The sequence below is a fragment of the Acidobacteriota bacterium genome, from assembly GCA_016184105.1.
In the GTDB taxonomy this organism is placed as follows: domain Bacteria; phylum Acidobacteriota; class Vicinamibacteria; order Vicinamibacterales; family 2-12-FULL-66-21; genus JACPDI01.
Genome location: JACPDI010000031.1, coordinates 1 through 17597 on the forward strand (window position 1 = coordinate 1; position 17597 = coordinate 17597).

The 17597-nt window shown below is 68.0% G+C and carries 13 protein-coding genes; 3 read left to right on the forward strand and 10 right to left on the reverse strand.

All coding sequences use genetic code 11. The features are described from left to right. The 3 genes from HYU53_11490 to HYU53_11500 all read right to left on the reverse strand — a co-directional run. On the reverse strand, positions 1-173 hold a 173-nt coding region (locus HYU53_11490; GenBank protein ID MBI2221814.1), incomplete at its 3' end, for a DEAD/DEAH box helicase family protein. Positions 174-273: 100 nt separating this feature from the next. Beyond that, positions 274-1218, reverse strand: coding sequence for a VWA domain-containing protein (locus HYU53_11495; GenBank protein ID MBI2221815.1), 945 nt, complete (start codon positions 1216-1218; stop codon positions 274-276). 31 nt (positions 1219-1249) lie between these two features. Then, positions 1250-3748 carry a hypothetical protein gene (locus HYU53_11500; protein ID MBI2221816.1) on the reverse strand — a complete coding sequence of 833 codons (2499 nt, stop codon included), beginning with the start codon at positions 3746-3748 and terminating at the stop codon, positions 1250-1252. A 344-nt stretch (positions 3749-4092) separates the two neighbouring features. On the opposite strand from HYU53_11500, the gene HYU53_11505 reads away from it, so the two are divergent. Continuing rightward, complete coding sequence (locus HYU53_11505) at positions 4093-5493, forward strand: DHH family phosphoesterase (protein ID MBI2221817.1); 1401 nt, start codon at positions 4093-4095, stop codon at positions 5491-5493. 1 nt (position 5494) lies between these two features. Here HYU53_11505 and HYU53_11510 read toward each other — a convergent pair whose 3' ends face one another. From HYU53_11510 to HYU53_11520, 3 genes are read right to left on the reverse strand one after another with little or no spacing between them, the layout of a single operon-like run. After that, the gene (locus HYU53_11510) at positions 5495-6652 is read right to left on the reverse strand and encodes an aminotransferase class I/II-fold pyridoxal phosphate-dependent enzyme (GenBank protein ID MBI2221818.1); all 1158 of its coding nucleotides are present in this window, start codon (positions 6650-6652) and stop codon (positions 5495-5497) included. Further along, positions 6649-8052 (reverse strand): hypothetical protein, encoded by a 1404-nt coding sequence (locus tag HYU53_11515; protein MBI2221819.1) that lies wholly within the window; start codon positions 8050-8052, stop codon positions 6649-6651. Before HYU53_11515 ends, HYU53_11510 begins: the two co-directional genes overlap by 4 nt. Continuing rightward, entirely contained in the window at positions 8049-8519 is a 471-nt protein-coding gene (locus HYU53_11520) for a transcription elongation factor GreA (protein MBI2221820.1), read from the reverse strand. Before HYU53_11520 ends, HYU53_11515 begins: the two co-directional genes overlap by 4 nt. A 94-nt stretch (positions 8520-8613) precedes the next feature. Here HYU53_11520 and HYU53_11525 point away from each other — a divergent pair, with 94 nt between their 5' ends. Both HYU53_11525 and HYU53_11530 read left to right on the forward strand, forming a co-directional pair. Beyond that, positions 8614-9456, forward strand: coding sequence for an RNA methyltransferase (locus HYU53_11525; GenBank protein MBI2221821.1), 843 nt, complete (start codon positions 8614-8616; stop codon positions 9454-9456). A 4-nt stretch (positions 9457-9460) separates the two neighbouring features. Then, complete coding sequence (locus tag HYU53_11530) at positions 9461-10897, forward strand: replication-associated recombination protein A (GenBank protein MBI2221822.1); 1437 nt, start codon at positions 9461-9463, stop codon at positions 10895-10897. 42 nt (positions 10898-10939) lie between these two features. On the opposite strand, the gene HYU53_11535 is transcribed toward HYU53_11530, so the two are convergent. The 4 genes from HYU53_11535 to HYU53_11550 form a co-directional block, all read right to left on the reverse strand. Then, complete coding sequence (locus HYU53_11535) at positions 10940-11857, reverse strand: trypsin-like peptidase domain-containing protein (protein ID MBI2221823.1); 918 nt, start codon at positions 11855-11857, stop codon at positions 10940-10942. Between the two features lie 241 nt (positions 11858-12098). Then, a complete protein-coding gene (mutL, locus tag HYU53_11540) occupies positions 12099-13865 on the reverse strand; it encodes a DNA mismatch repair endonuclease MutL (GenBank protein ID MBI2221824.1) in 1767 nt (588 codons plus the stop codon). Beyond that, entirely contained in the window at positions 13856-14827 is a 972-nt protein-coding gene (gene corA / locus HYU53_11545; protein MBI2221825.1) for a magnesium/cobalt transporter CorA, read from the reverse strand. Before corA ends, mutL begins: the two co-directional genes overlap by 10 nt. 1 nt (position 14828) lies before the next feature. Beyond that, positions 14829-17597, reverse strand: coding sequence for a pyruvate, phosphate dikinase (locus HYU53_11550; protein ID MBI2221826.1), 2769 nt, complete (start codon positions 17595-17597; stop codon positions 14829-14831).

Sequence of the window (17597 nt, forward strand, 5' to 3'; positions counted from 1 at the left end):
CGCGCAATGACCTGCGCCATGGTGAAGGTCTTGCCCGACCCCGTGACGCCGAGGAGCACCTGATGCGGATCTCCCCGGTCCAGCCCCTCCGCCAGCTCGTCGATGGCGCGCGCCTGGTCGCCGCGCAGCTCAAAGTCGGAGACCAGCGAGAAGCGGTCGTACTTCGAGGGCATGATAAACAACTGATCGTACCACAGAAGGGCTTGCTGCCGAGTAAGGGGGACAGTCACACTTTCCTAGAGGGCGCTGCTTCGGAAAGTGTGACTGTCCCCCTTATTCGGCGCGGTACGGCGCGTAGTAGCCGGGGCGCGTGCGCAGCCGGACGTTCTTCAGGTGCGGCCGCAGAAGCTTGATCTCGACCTTGCGCCAGGCCCCATCCGTCTTCGTGTTGGTCGAGAGGTACCCCAGGCTGTAGCGGGCTTCGATCTCCTCCGCGATGCGCGCGTACATCTCATCGAGCTGGTCGGCCGACGTCGGAAACAGCGCCATCCCGCCGGTGACGGCGGCGATGTCCTGCAGCCGCATGCGCTGATCCATCTTGACCGACGCCGACTGATTCTCGAGCAGCCCGACCGAAAACGCGGTCACGTCGGACGCACGCAACATCTCCAGCACGTCCCCGTACATGACGTTGCTGCGCGTGTCCCCGCCGTCGGTATAGATGACGAGCACTTTGTCGCCGTCCTGAGACGAGGCGCCGTCCAGATACACGCCAAGCGCATCGTACAACGCCGTGAACCCCTGCGGGTGGGTCGACCGGATGCGCTCGACGAGCCTCGGAAAATCGTTCTGGCCGTACCGCGCGACCCGCACCTCGGTGTCGAAGTCGACGAAGGTCACGTCGACCGCGTCAGGCATGCCGCGGAGGAACTTCACCGCGGCGTTCTTGGAGAACCTGAGGTCGTCGATCATGCTCTCGCTCGTATCGAAGAGCAGGCCGACGTGCATCGGCGGCTTCGCCTCTCCCGCGTCTCCCGCCGCGAAGAACGTGATGGTCTGGGGCCTGCCGTCCTCGAGCACCGTGAAGTCGGAAGCGGCGAGGCCGCGAACGAGCTTTCCCTTGGAGTCCGTGACGGCCACGCTGAAGCGAACGAGGTCGACGCCGCTGCGGAACACGCGCGGCTGCCGAACGCTCTGCGTCTCCACGCCGATCGATCCCGCCACGCCGATCGTCGCCGCGGCGAGCACAGCCGTGAGGCGATCCGTTCTGGCACCCATGGTGATCCCTGGTGAGGAAAGAATACAGGGTTTAGAAGACCTTGTACGCGGTGAGGCGCACCACGTGCGTCCCGCGGCTGCCATCCGTGTTCAGTCCCCTGATCCCATATCCCCATTCGGCGCCCAACAGCAAGGACCGGGGGCCCGGCGCCTCGAGCGCGGCGCCAATCCCCGGGTAGGCCCGCGCGCGCGAGCCGAATCCGGGATCCCGCACCCACCCCAGATCGCCAAAGCCGTCCAGCCGAAGGCGTCCGCCGGCCTGCCACGCGAGGGCGGTGCGAAGCGCGGCGCCGCGGTCGTATCGGATGCTCGCCGACGGGTACCCGCGGAGGCGGTTGTCGAAACTTCCGAAGGCGTACCGGCTGAAACGGTCGAGATCGCGCCCTGACATCCACGCCGCCTCCACCCGTGCGAGCAGGCGCGGGCTCAGCATCCACAGGCGGGACGCATTGACGCCAAAGCGCTGGAAATCGGCGTGCTCTTCCCGGTAGTCGTCTGTGTCCGGGCGGCCCCAGGCCCGCCACCCGCTCCGCCGTGCCGGGTTCCACCACCCTTCGAGCCGCCAGCCCGCGCGCTGCGTTTCGAGCGTGAGCAGTGCGCCGTGCACCACCTGGTCGGCGGGCGTCACGAACGACGGCGCGGTGGACGGGCCGCGCTCGAGCGCGACGTAATCGAACAGGTACTCGCCCCGCATCGCCGTCCGCGCCGTCAGCGGGCGCACCACGCCGCCCCGCACGCGCGCGGGGCGCTGGCGCAAGTTTTCCTCGTAGCGCTCGCGCCCGGCGCGAAACGAACGGTCGTTGTAGCGCGCGAGAATCCCGAACCCGGAGCCGGTGAGCTGCCAGCGGGTGCCGGCAATCGACGGCGCGTTGAAGGCGAACTGCCCGTAGCTGCCGGCATAGAAGGCGTTCAGTTGCGCGCCGGTGCGCAGGAAGTCGAAGTCCGTGTAGTTCAACCCGGCAAACGGCAGCGGCTGCGAGATGGTGGGGTCGATCAGCACGCCGCCGGCGAGCGCCCGGATGCGCGTGGCGCGCCCGGCGATTTCCCGCGCGGCCGAGGGCGCGCCTCCCGTCCCGCGACCGTCGCCGCGACGGAGATACCGCAGGCCCTCGGGCGTTTCTCGCAGCATCACGGCCGATGACGCATATGCCGCCTGGCGCCGCGCGGCGAGACCGGGCGGGTTGATCTCGTGCCGTCGCACGACCATGAGGCGATGGATCGGTGTCGTGATGCCCGCACCCTGGTAGACCTGCCGGATCTCGGAGCGCGCCAGCAGCCACACCGTGTCCTCGCCCGCCGGGTGCGGGGCGAACTCTTCAATCTGCTGTGACGAGGTGATCGGGCCGCGCAGGTTCGTCTGCGCCGCGTCCACGCGCAGGAGCGCGAAGCCGTCCGCGTCGATCCAGGCGCGGCCGGCAAACAGGCTGCGCGACGCGTCGCTCGGCGTGAACGCCACCACGTACGCGTCGCGACCGGCAACCCGCTCCCGCCCCTCGAGACGGTATCGGTATGCGCGGCCGAGCGTGATCGCCAGCGGGGGTGAGGCGGCGCGTTCCGGCTCGATGAGCGGCAGCTTCGGCACACCCGAGCCGCCTGATGCGAACGCGACGCCGTTCACGGTGAGGCGGCGCTGGGCCAGCTCGGTCGGACCGTCACCCTGGAAGATCGTCGTATCGGCCTCGATCGTGACGGGTGCCGGGAAGGCCGGCACCTCGAAGGTCACAATCGTCTGCGCCTCGGTGATGAGGCGACGGACGGCGCGCGTCTGTCGCGCCGCGGCCGATTGGTGCCGCGCGACGATTTCTTCCACCGCCAGGCTCCGCGCGCCAACCACGCTCACGGTTTCGGCGACGCGTTCCTGCGCCGGCGGGAGCCGCGCGATCAGGTGCGACACGCCGGTCATCGGCATCCACAGGCGAATGGCGCCCGTGCTGTCTGCCGGGACGGGCGCGAGCGGGAGCACGCTGTCGGCGATCTCCGCGGACGCGCGGACGTGCGACACGATCGCGAACATCTCGGCGCGTGGCGCCGAGAGCACGACCGAGGCGCGCCCTTCGCCCGTGCGACGGATGACGACGACCGGCGCGCGCGTGTCCGCGCGCTCGTAGGCCGCCACGCTGCAGGCGTCCACCGGATCGCACCGCGCCGGAAAATCTGCGATCGGAACCAGGTTGTCGGGGAAGACCTCGGCAAGCGTGCGAAGGTCGGCAGCCAACTCCGGCGTCGGGCTCGCGAGCGGTGGCCACGTCACCATCCTGTCAACGGCCGGGGATCGCTTCGTAGTCGCCTCCAGCAGGCGCTCGAACGAGTCGAACGCGATCGTGCTCCACACCGCCAGCCCCGGATGCGTCCTCTTGACCTCTTCGGCGCGCGCGTCCGCCCCGTCCTCGAACACGACGATGTCGGCATAGGCCGCCAGCTCCCGCGCGAGGAGAGCCTCAACGAGCGGCCGCGGTGCGACGACCCCCAGGGCGGCATCGGGATTCGCCCCGCGAAGGTCCGCCAGCGATCGGCGCACCCGGAAACTCATCTCGTCCATACTTGCGCCGCCGGCTGGCTGCAGCAGGATCGTTCGGGCTTCCTTCACCAGCGCCTGGCCGGCGCCGATGACTTCCTCTGGGCGCAGAACCAGTACCAGGCTGTTTCCCTCGACTGGGTTCCAGCCGGCCAGCCGGACTGCCGCGCGGGCACAGGCCCCGCACGGGACACCTGGCGGGTCATCTGGTGACCGTTCTGGGGCCTGCGACGCGGCGGCTGTGGCGCCGATGAGCAGGGCTGCAAGCGCGTATAATGGTGGTTTGCACGTCATGCTGGTGAACGATCCAACGGGGGCGCGCTGAAGTGCGAGCGCTCGCGATCTGTCAGGACGAGCTCGTGATTCGGACCCTCGGCGAGGTCCTCGTTCCCACCTTCGAGGTGGAATTCCTCGTCGAAAACCGCACGCTCGTGCGCCGGCTGCACGACGACGGGTTCCGGCTGTGGACCGGCGACCCGCGCCGGCTCGACACGTACCTGAAGGCCGACCTTTCCCCCAGTGCCTGCGTCATCATCGAGGACAACGGGCGCCGCAGCGTGAAGCGCATCATCGACGCGGTGCGCGACGCCGGGGGCACGCTCATCTACGTCCTCGGGACGCGGACCGCCGCCCGGCAGCCGTCGAACGGCAAGCCGGACGAGGACGTGACGCACCTGGAACTCGCCGACCTGCTGCGTCCCACGCTGACAACCGAGCTGAGCCGCTCGTTGACGCGCGCGAAAGTGCAGCAGTACCAGCGCTACTTCGCCGATGCGGACCGCGTGCTCATCCTGCTCCATAACGACCCGGATCCGGACGCGCTGGCGAGCGGGCTCGCGCTGCGCAACATCCTCCGCCGGACCAAGACGACCGCCATCATCGGCGCCATGCAAGGGGTGACCCGTCCGGAGAACCTGCGCATGGCGAACATGCTCGACATCCAGGTCGAGCGTGTGACGGCGGACATGCTCGTCGGCTTCGAGCGGATCGCGACGGTGGACGTGCAGCCGCACTACTTCAACGGGCTGTTCGAACGCGTCGATCTGGTGATCGACCATCATCCGGAACAGCCGGGGTACAGCGCGGTTTTCAAGGACATCCGGCCCGAATATGGCTCGACGTCGACCATTCTGACCGAGCACCTGCGCGCCGTGGACGTGAACATCTCGGAGCGGACCGCGACCGCGATGCTGTACGCGATCAAGTCGGACACGCTCTTCTTCTCGCGGCACACCAACCGGTCGGACCTCGAGGCGTTCACATTCCTGTACCCGGTCGCCGACGCCGCCTTGATTCGAAAGATGGAGGGGGCGGAAATCACGCTGGACCGCCTCGAGTACGTCGTGCGGGCCACGCAATCGGGGGCCCATCGCGAGCAGATCTTTTCCGCGTTTCTTGGCGATGCCCCGCGCGAGGATTTCATCACCTACACCGCAGACTTCTTCCTGCAGCTCGAAGACATCAAGTGGACGATCATCTCGGGCGTGGTGAACGACGCGCTGATCCTCAGCGTGCGCAACCTCGGGTACTCGAGGAACGCCGGCGAATTCGTGAAGAAGTGGTTTGCGGAGATCGGCAGCGCCGGCGGGCACCGGTCGATGGCGAAGGCCGTGATGCCGATGGCCCGCTTCCGCGAGAAGTTCGGCGACGGCGACGCCGCCATGATCAGCCGCACGATCCTGGACCTCGCCGATCAGTTCCTTCGCGAGCACGTCCCCGCCGAGCGGAAGCGCGAAGTCACCAAGGTCTCCGGGTTCTGAATTAGGCGAGCGCCTGATCCAGGTCGGCGATGAGATCGTCCGGATCCTCGAGCCCGATCGACAACCGCGCCATCCCGCGCGTGACCCCCGCCTGCGCGAGCTGCTCGTCGGTGTGGCCCCACTGCGATGTCAGCACGGGGAGGCTGCAGAGGCTTTCGACCCCGCCGAGACTGGCCGCGCGCTGGATCACCTGCAGGCGATCGAACAGCCGCGCGGCGCGTTCGTAGCTGCCCGACAGATCGATCGTCACCATGCCGCCGAACCCGGTCATCTGCCTCCGCGCGATGTCGTGGTCGGGATGCGACTCGAGGCCGGGATAGTACACGTGCGACACGCGGCGGTCCTGCTCGAGCCAGCGTGCGACAGCCATCGCGTTCGCATTCTGCCGCTCCACGCGGACCTGCAGCGTCTTCAGCCCGCGGCCCAGCGCGTACGCGGGATGCGGATCGAGGATCGTGCCGAGCAGCCGCCGCGTGCGCCCCACGCGCTGAACGAGCTCCGCGGGGCCGGCGATGACGCCGGCCGTCACGTCGCTGTGCCCGTTGAGGTACTTCGTCGCGCTGTGCATCACCAGGTCCACGCCGTGCGACAGCGGCTGCTGGTTGACCGGTGACGCGAACGTGTTGTCGATCGCCGAGAGCACCCCGTTCGCGCGGCACGCGCCGGCGATCGCCCGGATATCCAGGCAGCGGAGCGTCGGGTTGATCGGCGATTCGAACCAGAGGAGCCTCGTGCGCGCGCCGAGCAGCGATGCCGGCTGCTGCAGCTCGTCGAGCGTCGCGAAACGCGTGGTGATGCCGAACCGCGAGAGAAGATCGTGCAGCAGGTGCAGCGTGCCGCCGTAGATCGCGGCACTGCACACCACCTCGTCGCCCGCCTTCAGGAGCGCCATCAGCGCCGTCGCCGTCGCCGCCATCCCCGAGCTGAAGACCAGCGCCTCCGCCGCGTCCTCCGCCTGCGCCAGCCGCTGCTCGACAGCGACGACGGTGGGGTTTTCGTAGCGCGAATAGAGAAATTTCTTGAGCGCGCCTTCGGAGTACTGGCGCACCTGCTCGGCCGACTCGAACACGTACGTCGTCGTCTCGTAGATCGGCTCGATGAGCGGCGCCGCCGGATCCGTCGGCTTCTTCGGCCGGATCAGGCTCGTGGAACGCTTCATAGGACTTTCTGCTCGGCCGGCTCTCCGCCGGCGCCGACGATGGGCTCAATGAACTGCCGGTAGGCGTCTTCGTAGCCGCGATCGATCAGCTCGGCCACCGTCTGTTCGCGATCCGAACGCAGGTCGTAGCCGCCCCGCACGTCGAAGGGGCCGAGCGGGTTGTGGGCCGGGCGAACCTGGAACAGTCCGCCGGGAAAGAGTCCCAGCGAGGCCGCCGAGGCCTGGCCGTCGCGCAGCGAGGCCGATTCCATGGCGACGAGAACTTCCCCACCGCGACCGCGCGCGTCCCCGCGCGCCGGTGACAGCGCGTGCGGTCCCTCGAGCGCGGGGGCGGCCGACACGACGATCACCTGCTCGACGCCGGCGGCGGCCACCTCCTCGAGCACGCGCGGCGCGGCGGACGGCCGGTCGGCAAAGCGGTGCGCCTCGCCGCGCCAGTACGCCTCCGGCGCGAACGTGATGATGTGCGGATCGGTCGCCAGCGGGAGGCCCAACGCGCCCGCAAGCGCGTCGAGCGCGTGATCGCGGCCGGTGCCGGCCAGATCGATCTTGTCGGCGTCCGCACCACTGCCCTTCCGGCCGAACACTCGCGACCGGTGCGGCTCGGAGAGCAGCGCAAAGGTGACGTCGCGCCGCGCATCCACGTCGTGAGTGACGATGAGCAGCTCGCGAAAACCGGGCTGGCCGAGATTTTCGGCCAGCATCTCGGCATACCTGCGGCTGATCTCGCGCGCCGTGGGAGCCGCGATCGGGGCCGCGCCGCGGATCAGATCCCACAGCGCCGCGGTCGCGCGGGACACGGCCTCGTGGCTGTCGAGGGGCGCGCCGATGAGCGACGCCCAGCCGGTCGCTTCGTGCCGGCTGCGCCGGCGGCGTGCGTGCCAGGCGGCAAAGATCAAAATCGCCATCGCCGCGATGCAGGCGAGCATCGCCAGCCTGGGCACGATCGTGGGAAGCGCGCCCGGGTCGAAGAGCGCGGCCAGGAGCCGTGCCGCGGCGGCGCTGACCGTGACGCTCACCCCGACGGCGCCCGCCAGCGCGAGCACCCACGCGATCAAGTACATGGCGCCAACGCCCGCCAGGACCGCCACGGGAAGTGCCAGGCACGCCACGGCGACGGCGAGCGCCCAGCCGGCGGCCTTCAGCCGCGGCCGCCACCCGTAGAGCGTCTCGATCCCCCTGGCGCGCCAGAAGCCGTCCGCCTCCCAGAGGCGCGCGCTCCCGTCAATCGAGGCAAACATCGCCCCGAGCGCCCCGATTCCCCGTCCCGCGACCAGATCGACGCGCACGCCCGCCTCGTGCAGCGCGCGCAGCACGCCGGCGTGATACGCGCCCGCCGTGCCGCTGCCGGTCAGGACCACCGCCGTGCGGAGCGCCGGCGAATAGGGAGACTCGCTCATTCGGCGTCGTCGTGGATCGTGGACAGGCGCGTGATCTCGAAGCGGCGTGTGCCGTTGGGCGTGCGAACCTCGACCTCGTCACCCTCCTCGCGGTTGAGGAGCGCGCGGCCGATCGGCGACGCCGTGGAGATCCAGCCCTTCTCGGCGTCGGCGTCTTCGGGCATGACGAGCTGGTAGACGGCTTCCGTCCCCCCGTCCTCGCGCAGGTGGACGCTGCTGCCGAAGCCGACGCGGCCGCGCGGGATGCGATCGAGATTCATCATCGAGATCTCCCCCACGCGTTTCTGCAGCATCGAGATGCGGGCCTCGACGAGCCGCTGCCGTTCCTTGGCGGCGTGGTATTCCGCGTTTTCGCGCAGGTCGCCAAGTTCGCGGGCGCGCTTGATTTCGCGCGGCAGCTCCGTCTTCAGCTCGAGATTGAGCTGGGCCAGTTCGTCTTCGAATTTCTTGAGCAGGCGTGCTTTCATGCAGGGTAACTGCCTCAGATAATAGAATAGCCCACGTGTGCAGGCCAGTGAGGCGCAAGTCTCGGGGCGACTGCCCACGCCGCGAGGAGAACTAATGGAAACCATCGCGAGCCGGCATAATGCCGTCGTCAAGGCGTTTCGGGGGCTTGCGAGGCGTCGCGGCGAGAACGGCCAGGTGCTCCTCGACGGTGAACATCTGGTGACCGAAGCCCTGCAGGCCGGCGTCAGAATCACCACGGCCGCGCTGGCCGCGCGCGTGCTCACGCGCGTGGCGGATGCCAACGAAGCGAGTGTCGGCCGGCTGGCGGAACGCCTCAAAGCGCATGGCGCGCGGGTGTTGTCCGTCAGCGAGAGCCTCATGGCCGCCATGAGCCCCGTCCAAACGCCGTCGGGCATCGTCGCGATTGCCGAGATGTCCCCGCCGCCGCTCGAGCGGGTGATGGACGGCTCCGTGCCGCTCGTGGCCGTCCTGGCTGGCGTGCAGGATCCGGGCAACCTCGGCGCGGTGATCAGGACGGCTGAAGCGGCTGGCGCGACCGGTTTGGTCGCCTGCACCCCCTCGGCGGATCCGTACGGTTGGAAGGCTCTGCGAGGGGCTATGGGCAGTACGTTCCGCTTGCCGGTGTCGGAGCGCGTGGCTCTGCACGACGCGCTGCTGGCGGCACGCCGGCGGGGGTTGATCATTGCGGCCGCCGTCCCGCGCGGCGGCGCGCCGATGCACGAATTCGACTTCCGCCGCCGGCTCGCTTTCATGCTGGGCGGCGAGGGTCCGGGCCTGTCTGACCGCGAGCTCGATCACGCCGACGAGCGCGTGACCATCCCCATGCGGCCCCCCGTCGAGTCCCTGAACGTCGCCGTCTCCGCCGCCGTGATCCTGTACGAAGCCTGCCGCCAGCGTGGGGTCAGATCCAGAAATCACACGTTTTTCGTCGGCTGACCCCATGAACAATCTCTTCGGCGAAGGCGAACCATCCCCCCAGAAGCATCGCGACAAGCCCGCAGCCCATTCCGAATCAGCGCCGTCACCACTGGCCGAGCGGATGCGGCCGGCGACACTCGATGAGGTGGTCGGGCAGGACACGATCCTCGCCCCTGGCCGGCCGCTGCGGGAAGCGATCGAGCGAGACACGCTCCAATCGATCATTCTTTGGGGCCCACCGGGCACGGGAAAGACCACCATCGCGAGGCTGATTGCGACCGCGACGAAGGCCGACTTCGTCGCGTTCAGCGCGGTGTTATCGGGCGTCAAGGAAATCCGCGCCGTCATGGAGCGGGCCGAAGAGACCCGCCGGCGGCTGGCTCGTCGCACGATTCTCTTCGTGGATGAAATTCACCGTTTCAACAAGGCTCAGCAGGACGCCTTCCTTCACCACGTTGAGGCCGGCCACATCGTCCTTATCGGGGCAACGACCGAAAATCCATCCTTCGAGGTCAATTCCGCGCTGCTGTCGCGCTCGAAAGTGTTCGTGCTGCAGCCTTTGGACAAGACCGCCCTCATCGCGATTCTGCATCGGGCGCTGGTGGATTCTGAGCGCGGGCTTGGGGCGCTGCGACCACGGGTGGATGCCGAAGCGGCGCAGGCTATCGCATTGTATGCGAACGGAGACGCCCGGATTGCGCTGGGCACGCTGGAACTGGCGGTCAGTGTCGCATCGGCAAAAGGGTCAGTCCACGAAAAGGGTGCGAATTCGGGATCTGACCCCGAAGTGACGGTTGGGGTGGTGGCGGGGGTGGTGCAGAACAGGATGCTGCTCTATGACAGGGCGGGGGAGGAACACTACAACCTGGTCTCGGCGCTGCACAAGTCGATGCGAAACAGCGATCCGGACGCAGCCGTGTACTGGCTGGCGCGAATGCTGGAAGCAGGCGAAGACCCCCTGTACGTGGCGCGACGCCTGGTGCGGTTTGCCTCGGAGGACGTCGGCAACGCCGATCCGCAGGCGCTGAGCATCGCCGTGGCCGCCAAAGATGCCGTGCACTTCATCGGCATGCCCGAAGGCAACACGGCCCTCGCCCAGGCGGCCATCTACCTCGCAACCGCGCCCAAGAGCAACGCCGTCTACCGCGCGTATCTCGGCGCGGCCGAATCCGCCGGTCGCGAGACCGCCGAACCCGTGCCCCTGCACCTCCGCAACGCACCGACGCGCTTGATGAAGGATCTCAACTACGGGAAGGACTACCAGTACGCCCACGACAACCCGGACGCCGTGACCGACATGTCGTGCCTGCCGCCATCACAGCACGGACGCCGGTACTACGAGCCAGTCGAGCGGGGCTTCGAGCGGGAGATCCGGAAGAGGATGGAGTACTGGGAAACGCTGAAGAGGTCGGCTACCAGAGGCCAAAGGTCGGGTACGCCAGAAGCCTCTGACGAATAGCCGTTGCGGCGTCGCACCTGGCCTCTGACCTCCGGCCTCTGATCAGTTCGCCATCAGCTCCGCAATCTTGACGTCCGGCACCCTCCGGAACATCTCGGCACGCAGTGGGAGGATGAACGAGAACCGGTAGTCCCCCTGCATCCGGCCGACCGGAATGCCAACCAGCGCGCCCTCGCGATTGAGCACTCCACCGCCAGACACCCCGGGATGACCATCGGTCAGGCATGTCACCAGGTCGTTGCCCGTGCGCTGCCCCACGTAACCAGTGGACAGGATGATGCCCTTCGAATAGTCGTTGCCGAGGCGGAAGATGGGGTCGGCAAAGTCGTACGGGTAACTCAGATCGACGGTCAACGCCGGCAGGTCCACCTGGTCCTGGACCTTCAACACGGCCCAATCGCCCGGGTCGACTTCGGCCGTCGCGTCGCCGTGGTCGACCACGCGCGCGCGCAGCGCACGGCCGCGGTACATCAGTTTGATCGATGAGATCTTCCGGCCGTCTCGCGTGTCATCGAAACCGGCGGAACTGCCCGGCTTTCCGTCGAGCGCCACGACCGCGTGCTTCACGGTGATGAAATATCCCCCGCCCAGATACCCGGCCGTCCCGTAGCTGCTGCCGCCGCGATCGTCGTACGAGTACAGCTCGACGAAGCTCTCCTTCCGCGACTTGAGCAGCTGCAACGGCAGCAGGCCCATCTCGGCCTGCAACTGCTTCTTGATGTCGGCCACCATCGTCGAACGGACTTCTTCGCTGAGGGCGGCGGACACCGCGTCGCCACGGCCGCTGGTGCCGGTCGCCCGCGCCACGTCGTTCCTGCGCAGCGACGCCAGCTCGCTCCGCAGCGTGTCGATGCGCGTATCGCTGGCGAGCGCGTGGCGCGCGCCCCAGTAACTTCCAATCGCGAAGCACGCGAGCGCGAGCATCGCAGTGATGGCCGTGAACAACACCGGTCGCGACATCAAGACTCCCCCCGCCCCGCGCCAGGCTGCTGCAGCCCCCCACGAATCGCCCGGGTAGATACACCACGGCCATTCCATGAGGCTGCGGTCAGCCGTCAGGCTGGTCGATCGGTTGCTGGGATGATGCGAATGTAGCAGCCGCATGCGTGGCTGTCAACGAGAGTTTTCACGCGATGAATCTTGCGCGGGGCGTGGCAGAGGCCAGGGGCCAGGCACCAGAGGCCAGAGAGGCTAAGCGCGGTTAAATCCGCTGGAAGTTGCGCTCGATCTCGCGCCGAGTGAGGCGGAGGACCACAGGACGGCCATGCGGGCACACCGTGGAGTAGGCGGTCCGGCGCAGTTCATCGAGAATGAACTGCATCTTCTCGCGTGTGAGCGGATAGTTCGCCTTGACCGCTGCATGACAAGCGGTGGTCGCGGCAATTCGACGGAGGGCATCCTCCACGCGGGATCCGCGGTCGAGCTCGTCGAGGTCGTCCGAGAGCGCGCGAATCGCGCTTTCGCACTCTGCGGCATCCAAGAGAGCCGGCACCGCGCACAGACGCACGCTATCGCCGCCGAACTCCTCAACCTCGAACCCGAAGCGCGCCAGCGCCTCGCCGTGACTGGCGAGCGCCTGGCGCTGGGCCGCTGAGAGATCCACCAGCATCGGGGACAGCAGCCGCTGGCTGTCGAGCCGCCCGGCGCTCAGTCGCTCCATCACCTGCTCAAAGAGCACGCGCTCGTGCGCGACGTGCTGGTCGATAATCGCCACCCCCTCGTCGTCGATGGCAACGATGAACGTGTCTCGAAACTGCCCGAGCGGAATCATGGGGCGGATGGATGCCGTCGCATCCACCGGCGTTGCCGCCGCGACGGCGGCCGCCGGCGCCGGCGGGGCCCAGTGCGGATAGCCGGTCGAGCCGGCGGCTCCCGGCGCACTCCACCGGGATGCCACAGACGCGCCGGCCAGCACGCCCGGGATGCTCTGCGCGAGCGGCTCGGAGGGCGGCAGCGACACGGCCCGGAACTGGAACTCGGGCGATGGCCCCTGGCCCAGCGCCTCGCCGAGCGCGCGGCGCCACACCCCGTGCACGAGCGACTGCTCCAGGAAGCGCACTTCGGCCTTCGTCGGGTGGACGTTCACGTCCAGCCGATCCGGGGGCATCTCGATGAAGAGATGCACCTCCGGGCTGCGCTCCTTGATCGTGGCGTTCGAGTACGCCTCGATGATCGCGTGCGCGATCGTGCGATCGCGGACGATCCGGCGGTTGACGAACACGTTCTGCGGGCCGCGCACGGGCCCCTGCTCGGCCAGCGCCGCGATGTAGCCGCTGATGCGCAGGCCGCCCGCCTCCTTGCGGAGCTCCACCAGGTCCGGACGCTCGCCGTACAACTGGAAGAACCGCTCGCGCGATCCCTGCGCGGGGGGACACCGGATGACCGTCCGCCCGGCGCTGGTGAGCGTGAACCCGACTTCGGGATACCCGAGGGCGAGCTGTGTGACCAACCGCGAGACCTGCGCCGACTCCGCCGAATCGGACTTGAGAAACTTGCGGCGCGCCGGCAGATTGTAGAAGAGGTCGGCGACCTCGATGGTCGTGCCTTCCGGCGCCCCGATCTCGCGCACCGATTCGACCGTCCCGCCGTTGACGCGCACCTCGGTGCCACTGCCCTCTCTGCGGGCGCGCGTGCGCAGGACGAAGTGCGAGACGGACGCGATGCTCGGCAGCGCCTCCCCCCGGAAGCCGAGCGTGACGATGGCGCCCAGGTCCTCCGCGCGGCGGATCTTCGACGTCGCATGCCGCTCCAGCGCGAGCCGCGCGTCCTCCCCGTCCATGCCGGCGCCGTCGTCTTCGACGCGGATCAGCTTCTTGCCGCCCAGCTCCACGGTGACGGCGATGCGACGGGCCTCGGCGTCGAGGGCATTCTCGATGAGCTCCTTGACCACCGACGCAGGACGCTCGACGACCTCGCCCGCGGCAATCTGGTTCGCCAGCTCCGGTGGCAGCCGGTGGATTACAGCCACCCGCGCTTCCTGAACCACGAGAGCATGAAGCCGACCAGCGCGACCATGAAGAGCAGCAGCGCCCAGAACAGGACGTCGTCGCCCAGGCCGAAGTGCGGGAGGGTCACGTTCATGCCGAACAACCCGGTGACGAACGTCAGCGGCATGAAGATCGTCGAGATGACCGTCAGGATCTTCATGACGGTATTCAGCTGGTTCGACACGCTCGACAGGTGCGCCTCCACCAGGCTCGTCGCGCGGTCCTGGAACATCAGCGATTCATCGCTGAGCCGTACCAGGTGGTCGTAGACGTCGCGAAACCGGTAGCCCGCCTGCGTGTCGATCAGCCGGAACTCGCGCCGCGCCAGCCGGCCAATGACGTCACGCTGCGGCTGCACCACCTGGCGCAGCGAGATGATGTCGCGCTTGGTGGCCAGGATCGTCCTGATCATGCCGTGCCGGGCGCGCGTGAACACCTCCGTCTCGAGCCGGTCGATCTGCTGCTCGAGCCGATCGACCTCCGGCCGATAGTTGTCCACCATCGCGTCGACGATGCGGTACATCAGCCCCGCGGTGCCGTCCCGCAGCACGTCGCCGTTGCGCAGGCAGACGTCCCTCACCGCGGCGATCGACCGCGAGCGGCCGTCGTGGACGGTCACGAGGTACCGATCTGACAGGAAGAAGTCCACGTCGCGGGTGGTAAAGCCGCGCTTCTTTCTCGTGGCTTCGAAGTCGATGCCGTGAAGGATGACGTACAGGTAGTCGTCGTACGGCTCGATCTTGGGATGGTGGCTCTCGGCCAGGGCGTCCTCGACCGCCAGCTCGTGGAACCCGAACACGCCGGAGAGGATGCGCCCCTCTTCGGCCGTCGGGTTCGCGAGGTCCACCCAGACGATCGCGTCGCTGTCCGGGCGGAGCCACGCCGGGTCCACCTGGTCGGTGGTCGTCACGCGGCCGCCGCTCCGGACAAGGACGGTAATCAACCTAGTCGCCGACCTTGACGTTCAGCGCCGCCTGCGCGGCGGCAAGCCTCGCGACCGGGATGCGATACGGCGAGGCGGACACGTAATCGAGGCCGACCTTGTTGAAAAAATGGATCGACGACGGGTCGCCGCCGTGCTCACCGCACACCCCGAGCTTGAGATCCTTCTTCGTCGAGCGCCCCTTGCGGCACGCCATCTCCACCAGCTGCCCGACGCCGGTGACATCGAGCGACGCGAACGGATCGCGGTCCAGGATCTTCCGCTCCTGGTAGATCCCCAGGAACTTGCCCACGTCATCCCGGGAGTAGCCGAAGGTGAGCTGCGTCAGGTCGTTCGTCCCGAACGAGAAAAACTGCGCTTCCTGCGCGATCTCGTCGGCGGTCACCGCGCCGCGCGGCACTTCGATCATGGTGCCGACCAGGTACTGGATCTTGACGCCCTTCTCCTTCATGACCTCCGCGGCCACGCGATCCACGATGATCTTCTGATCGCGCAGCTCCTTGACCGTGCCCACCAGCGGGATCATGATTTCAGGAACGACCTTCAAGCCCTCTTTGTTCAACTGGCACGCCGCCTCGATGATCGCGCGCGTCTGCATCTCGGTGATCTCGGGATACGTGATCCCGAGGCGCACGCCGCGATGGCCGAGCATCGGATTGAACTCGTGGAGCTGCTCCACGCGCCGCAGCAGCGTGCGCTTCTCCTCGAGCTCGCGTCCCGTTCTGCCGGCGGTTTCAAGCCGCGCGATCTCCACCATGAGATCTTCGCGCTTCGGCAGGAACTCGTGCAGCGGCGGATCGATCGTGCGGATGGTCACCGGCGAGCCGTGCATCGCCTTGAAGACGCCGTAGAAATCGTCGCGCTGCATCGGCAGCAGCTCGTTCAGCGCCGCGCGGCGGTCCTGCTCGTTGTCCGCGAGGATCATGCGCTGCACGATCGGGATGCGGCCCTCACCGAAGAACATGTGCTCGGTGCGGCACAGCCCGATGCCGCGGGCGCCAAACGCATACGCGGTCTCCGCCTGGTCCGGTTGGTCCGCGTTGGCGCGGATGCCGAGGCGGCGGTGCTTGTCCGCCCACTCGAGCAGGCGCGCGAACCGCCGATAGATGTCCGACCCGGCCGGCTTCATCTGCCCCGCGATGACCTGCAGGATTTCGCTCGGCTTGGTCTGCATCTGGCCGATCTTGACTTCGCCGGTCAGGCCGTCGAACGAGACCCAGTCCCCTTCCTTCACCGTCCGGCCATCGACGCTGAACTTCTTCTCGGCCTCGCGGATCTCCAGCTGCCCGGCGCCGACGACCGACGGCTTCCCCATCTGGCGGCCCACGACCGCGGCGTGCGACGTCATGCCGCCCGTCGCGGTCAGGACCCCCTGCGCGACGAACATGCCGTGGATGTCATCGGGCACCGTCTCCTTGCGCACCAGGACGACGGGCTTGCCCTGCCGCGACCATTCCACGGCGGCATCCGCGGTGAACACCACCTGGCCCGAAGCGGCGCCGGGCGAGGCCGGCAGCCCCCTGGCCGCCATCGGCAGGCCCCTCCAGGCCTTGGGATCGAACACCGGCGCGAGCAGCTGCGACAGCGACTCGGGATCGACCTGCAGGACGGCGTCCTTCGGCGTGATCAGCTGCTCGTCCACGAGGTCGGTGGCGATGACCACGGCCGCGTAGCCGGTGCGCTTGCCGTTGCGCGTCTGCAGCATGAACAACCGCTCGTCCTGGATCGTGAACTCGAAATCCTGGACGTCGCGGTAGTGCCGCTCCAGCCGCGTCGTGATCTGGCGGAGCTGCTTGTAGGCGGCGGGCATCAGTTTTTCGAGCTCGGTGATCGGCTGCGGCGTGCGGATGCCGGCGACCACGTCCTCCCCCTGCGCGTTCACGAGGAACTCCCCGTAGAACTCCTTCGCGCCGGTGGCGGGGTTGCGCGTGAACCCGACGCCGGTCGCCGACCGCTCGCCGGTGTTGCCGAACACCATCATCTGGACGTTCACCGCGGTGCCGATGTGGTGCGGGATCTCATAGATGCGGCGGTACTCGATGGCCCGCGGGTTGTTCCAGGAGCGGAACACCGCATCGCGCGCGCCGCGCAGCTGCGCCAGCGGATCCTGCGGGAACGCCTTCCCCGCCTTCTCACGCACGACCTGCTTGTAGCGCGCGACGACCTCGCGCAGCGCGGCCTCGTCCAGGTCCGTATCCAGCCTCGCGCCGCGTGCCTTCTTCACGGCCTCCAGCGTGTGCTCGAACTCCTCTTTCGGGATCTCGAGGACCACGTTGCCGAACATCTGGATGAAGCGGCGGTAGCTGTCGTACGCGAAGCGGCCGTTGCTCGTGCGCGTCTTCAGGCCTTCGACCGTCTGGTCGTTCAGCCCGAGGTTCAGGATCGTGTCCATCATCCCCGGCATCGAGAACTTCGCGCCGGAACGGACCGACACGAGCAGCGGGTTGCCGACGTCGCCGAGCTTCGCGCCTGCCGCCTTCTCCAGCTTCTTCAGGTTCTCGAGCATCTGCTCGTCCACCAGCTTCGGCGTCTTGCGATGCTGCGCGTAGTACAGCGTGCACGCCTCGGTGGAAATGGTCATGCCGGGCGGGACGGGCAGGCCGGCGTTGGTCATCTCGGCGAGCCCGGAGCCCTTGCCGCCGAGCAGGTCCTTCATGTTGCGGTTTCCGTCCGCCTTGCCGTTGCCGAAAAAGTAGACGTACTTGCTCCGGCGCGTGCGGGACGAGGGCGCCGCAGCCTTCTTCGCCTTGCGTGCGAGCTTCTCAGCCAT

Excerpts from the sequence above, each read along its gene's own strand:
- HYU53_11495 (MBI2221815.1), bottom strand. The coding sequence starts at position 1,218 with ATGGGTGCCAGAACGGATCGCCTCACGGCTGTGCTCGCCGCGGCGACG.
- HYU53_11500 (MBI2221816.1), bottom strand. The coding sequence starts at position 3,748 with ATGAGTTTCCGGGTGCGCCGATCGCTGGCGGACCTTCGCGGGGCGAAT.
- HYU53_11510 (MBI2221818.1), bottom strand. The coding sequence starts at position 6,652 with ATGAAGCGTTCCACGAGCCTGATCCGGCCGAAGAAGCCGACGGATCCG.
- HYU53_11515 (MBI2221819.1), bottom strand. The coding sequence starts at position 8,052 with ATGAGCGAGTCTCCCTATTCGCCGGCGCTCCGCACGGCGGTGGTCCTG.
- HYU53_11520 (MBI2221820.1), bottom strand. The coding sequence starts at position 8,519 with ATGAAAGCACGCCTGCTCAAGAAATTCGAAGACGAACTGGCCCAGCTC.
- HYU53_11525 (MBI2221821.1), top strand. The coding sequence starts at position 8,614 with ATGGAAACCATCGCGAGCCGGCATAATGCCGTCGTCAAGGCGTTTCGG.
- HYU53_11530 (MBI2221822.1), top strand. The coding sequence starts at position 9,461 with ATGAACAATCTCTTCGGCGAAGGCGAACCATCCCCCCAGAAGCATCGC.
- HYU53_11535 (MBI2221823.1), bottom strand. The coding sequence starts at position 11,857 with ATGTCGCGACCGGTGTTGTTCACGGCCATCACTGCGATGCTCGCGCTC.
- HYU53_11550 (MBI2221826.1), bottom strand. The coding sequence starts at position 17,597 with ATGGCTGAGAAGCTCGCACGCAAGGCGAAGAAGGCTGCGGCGCCCTCG.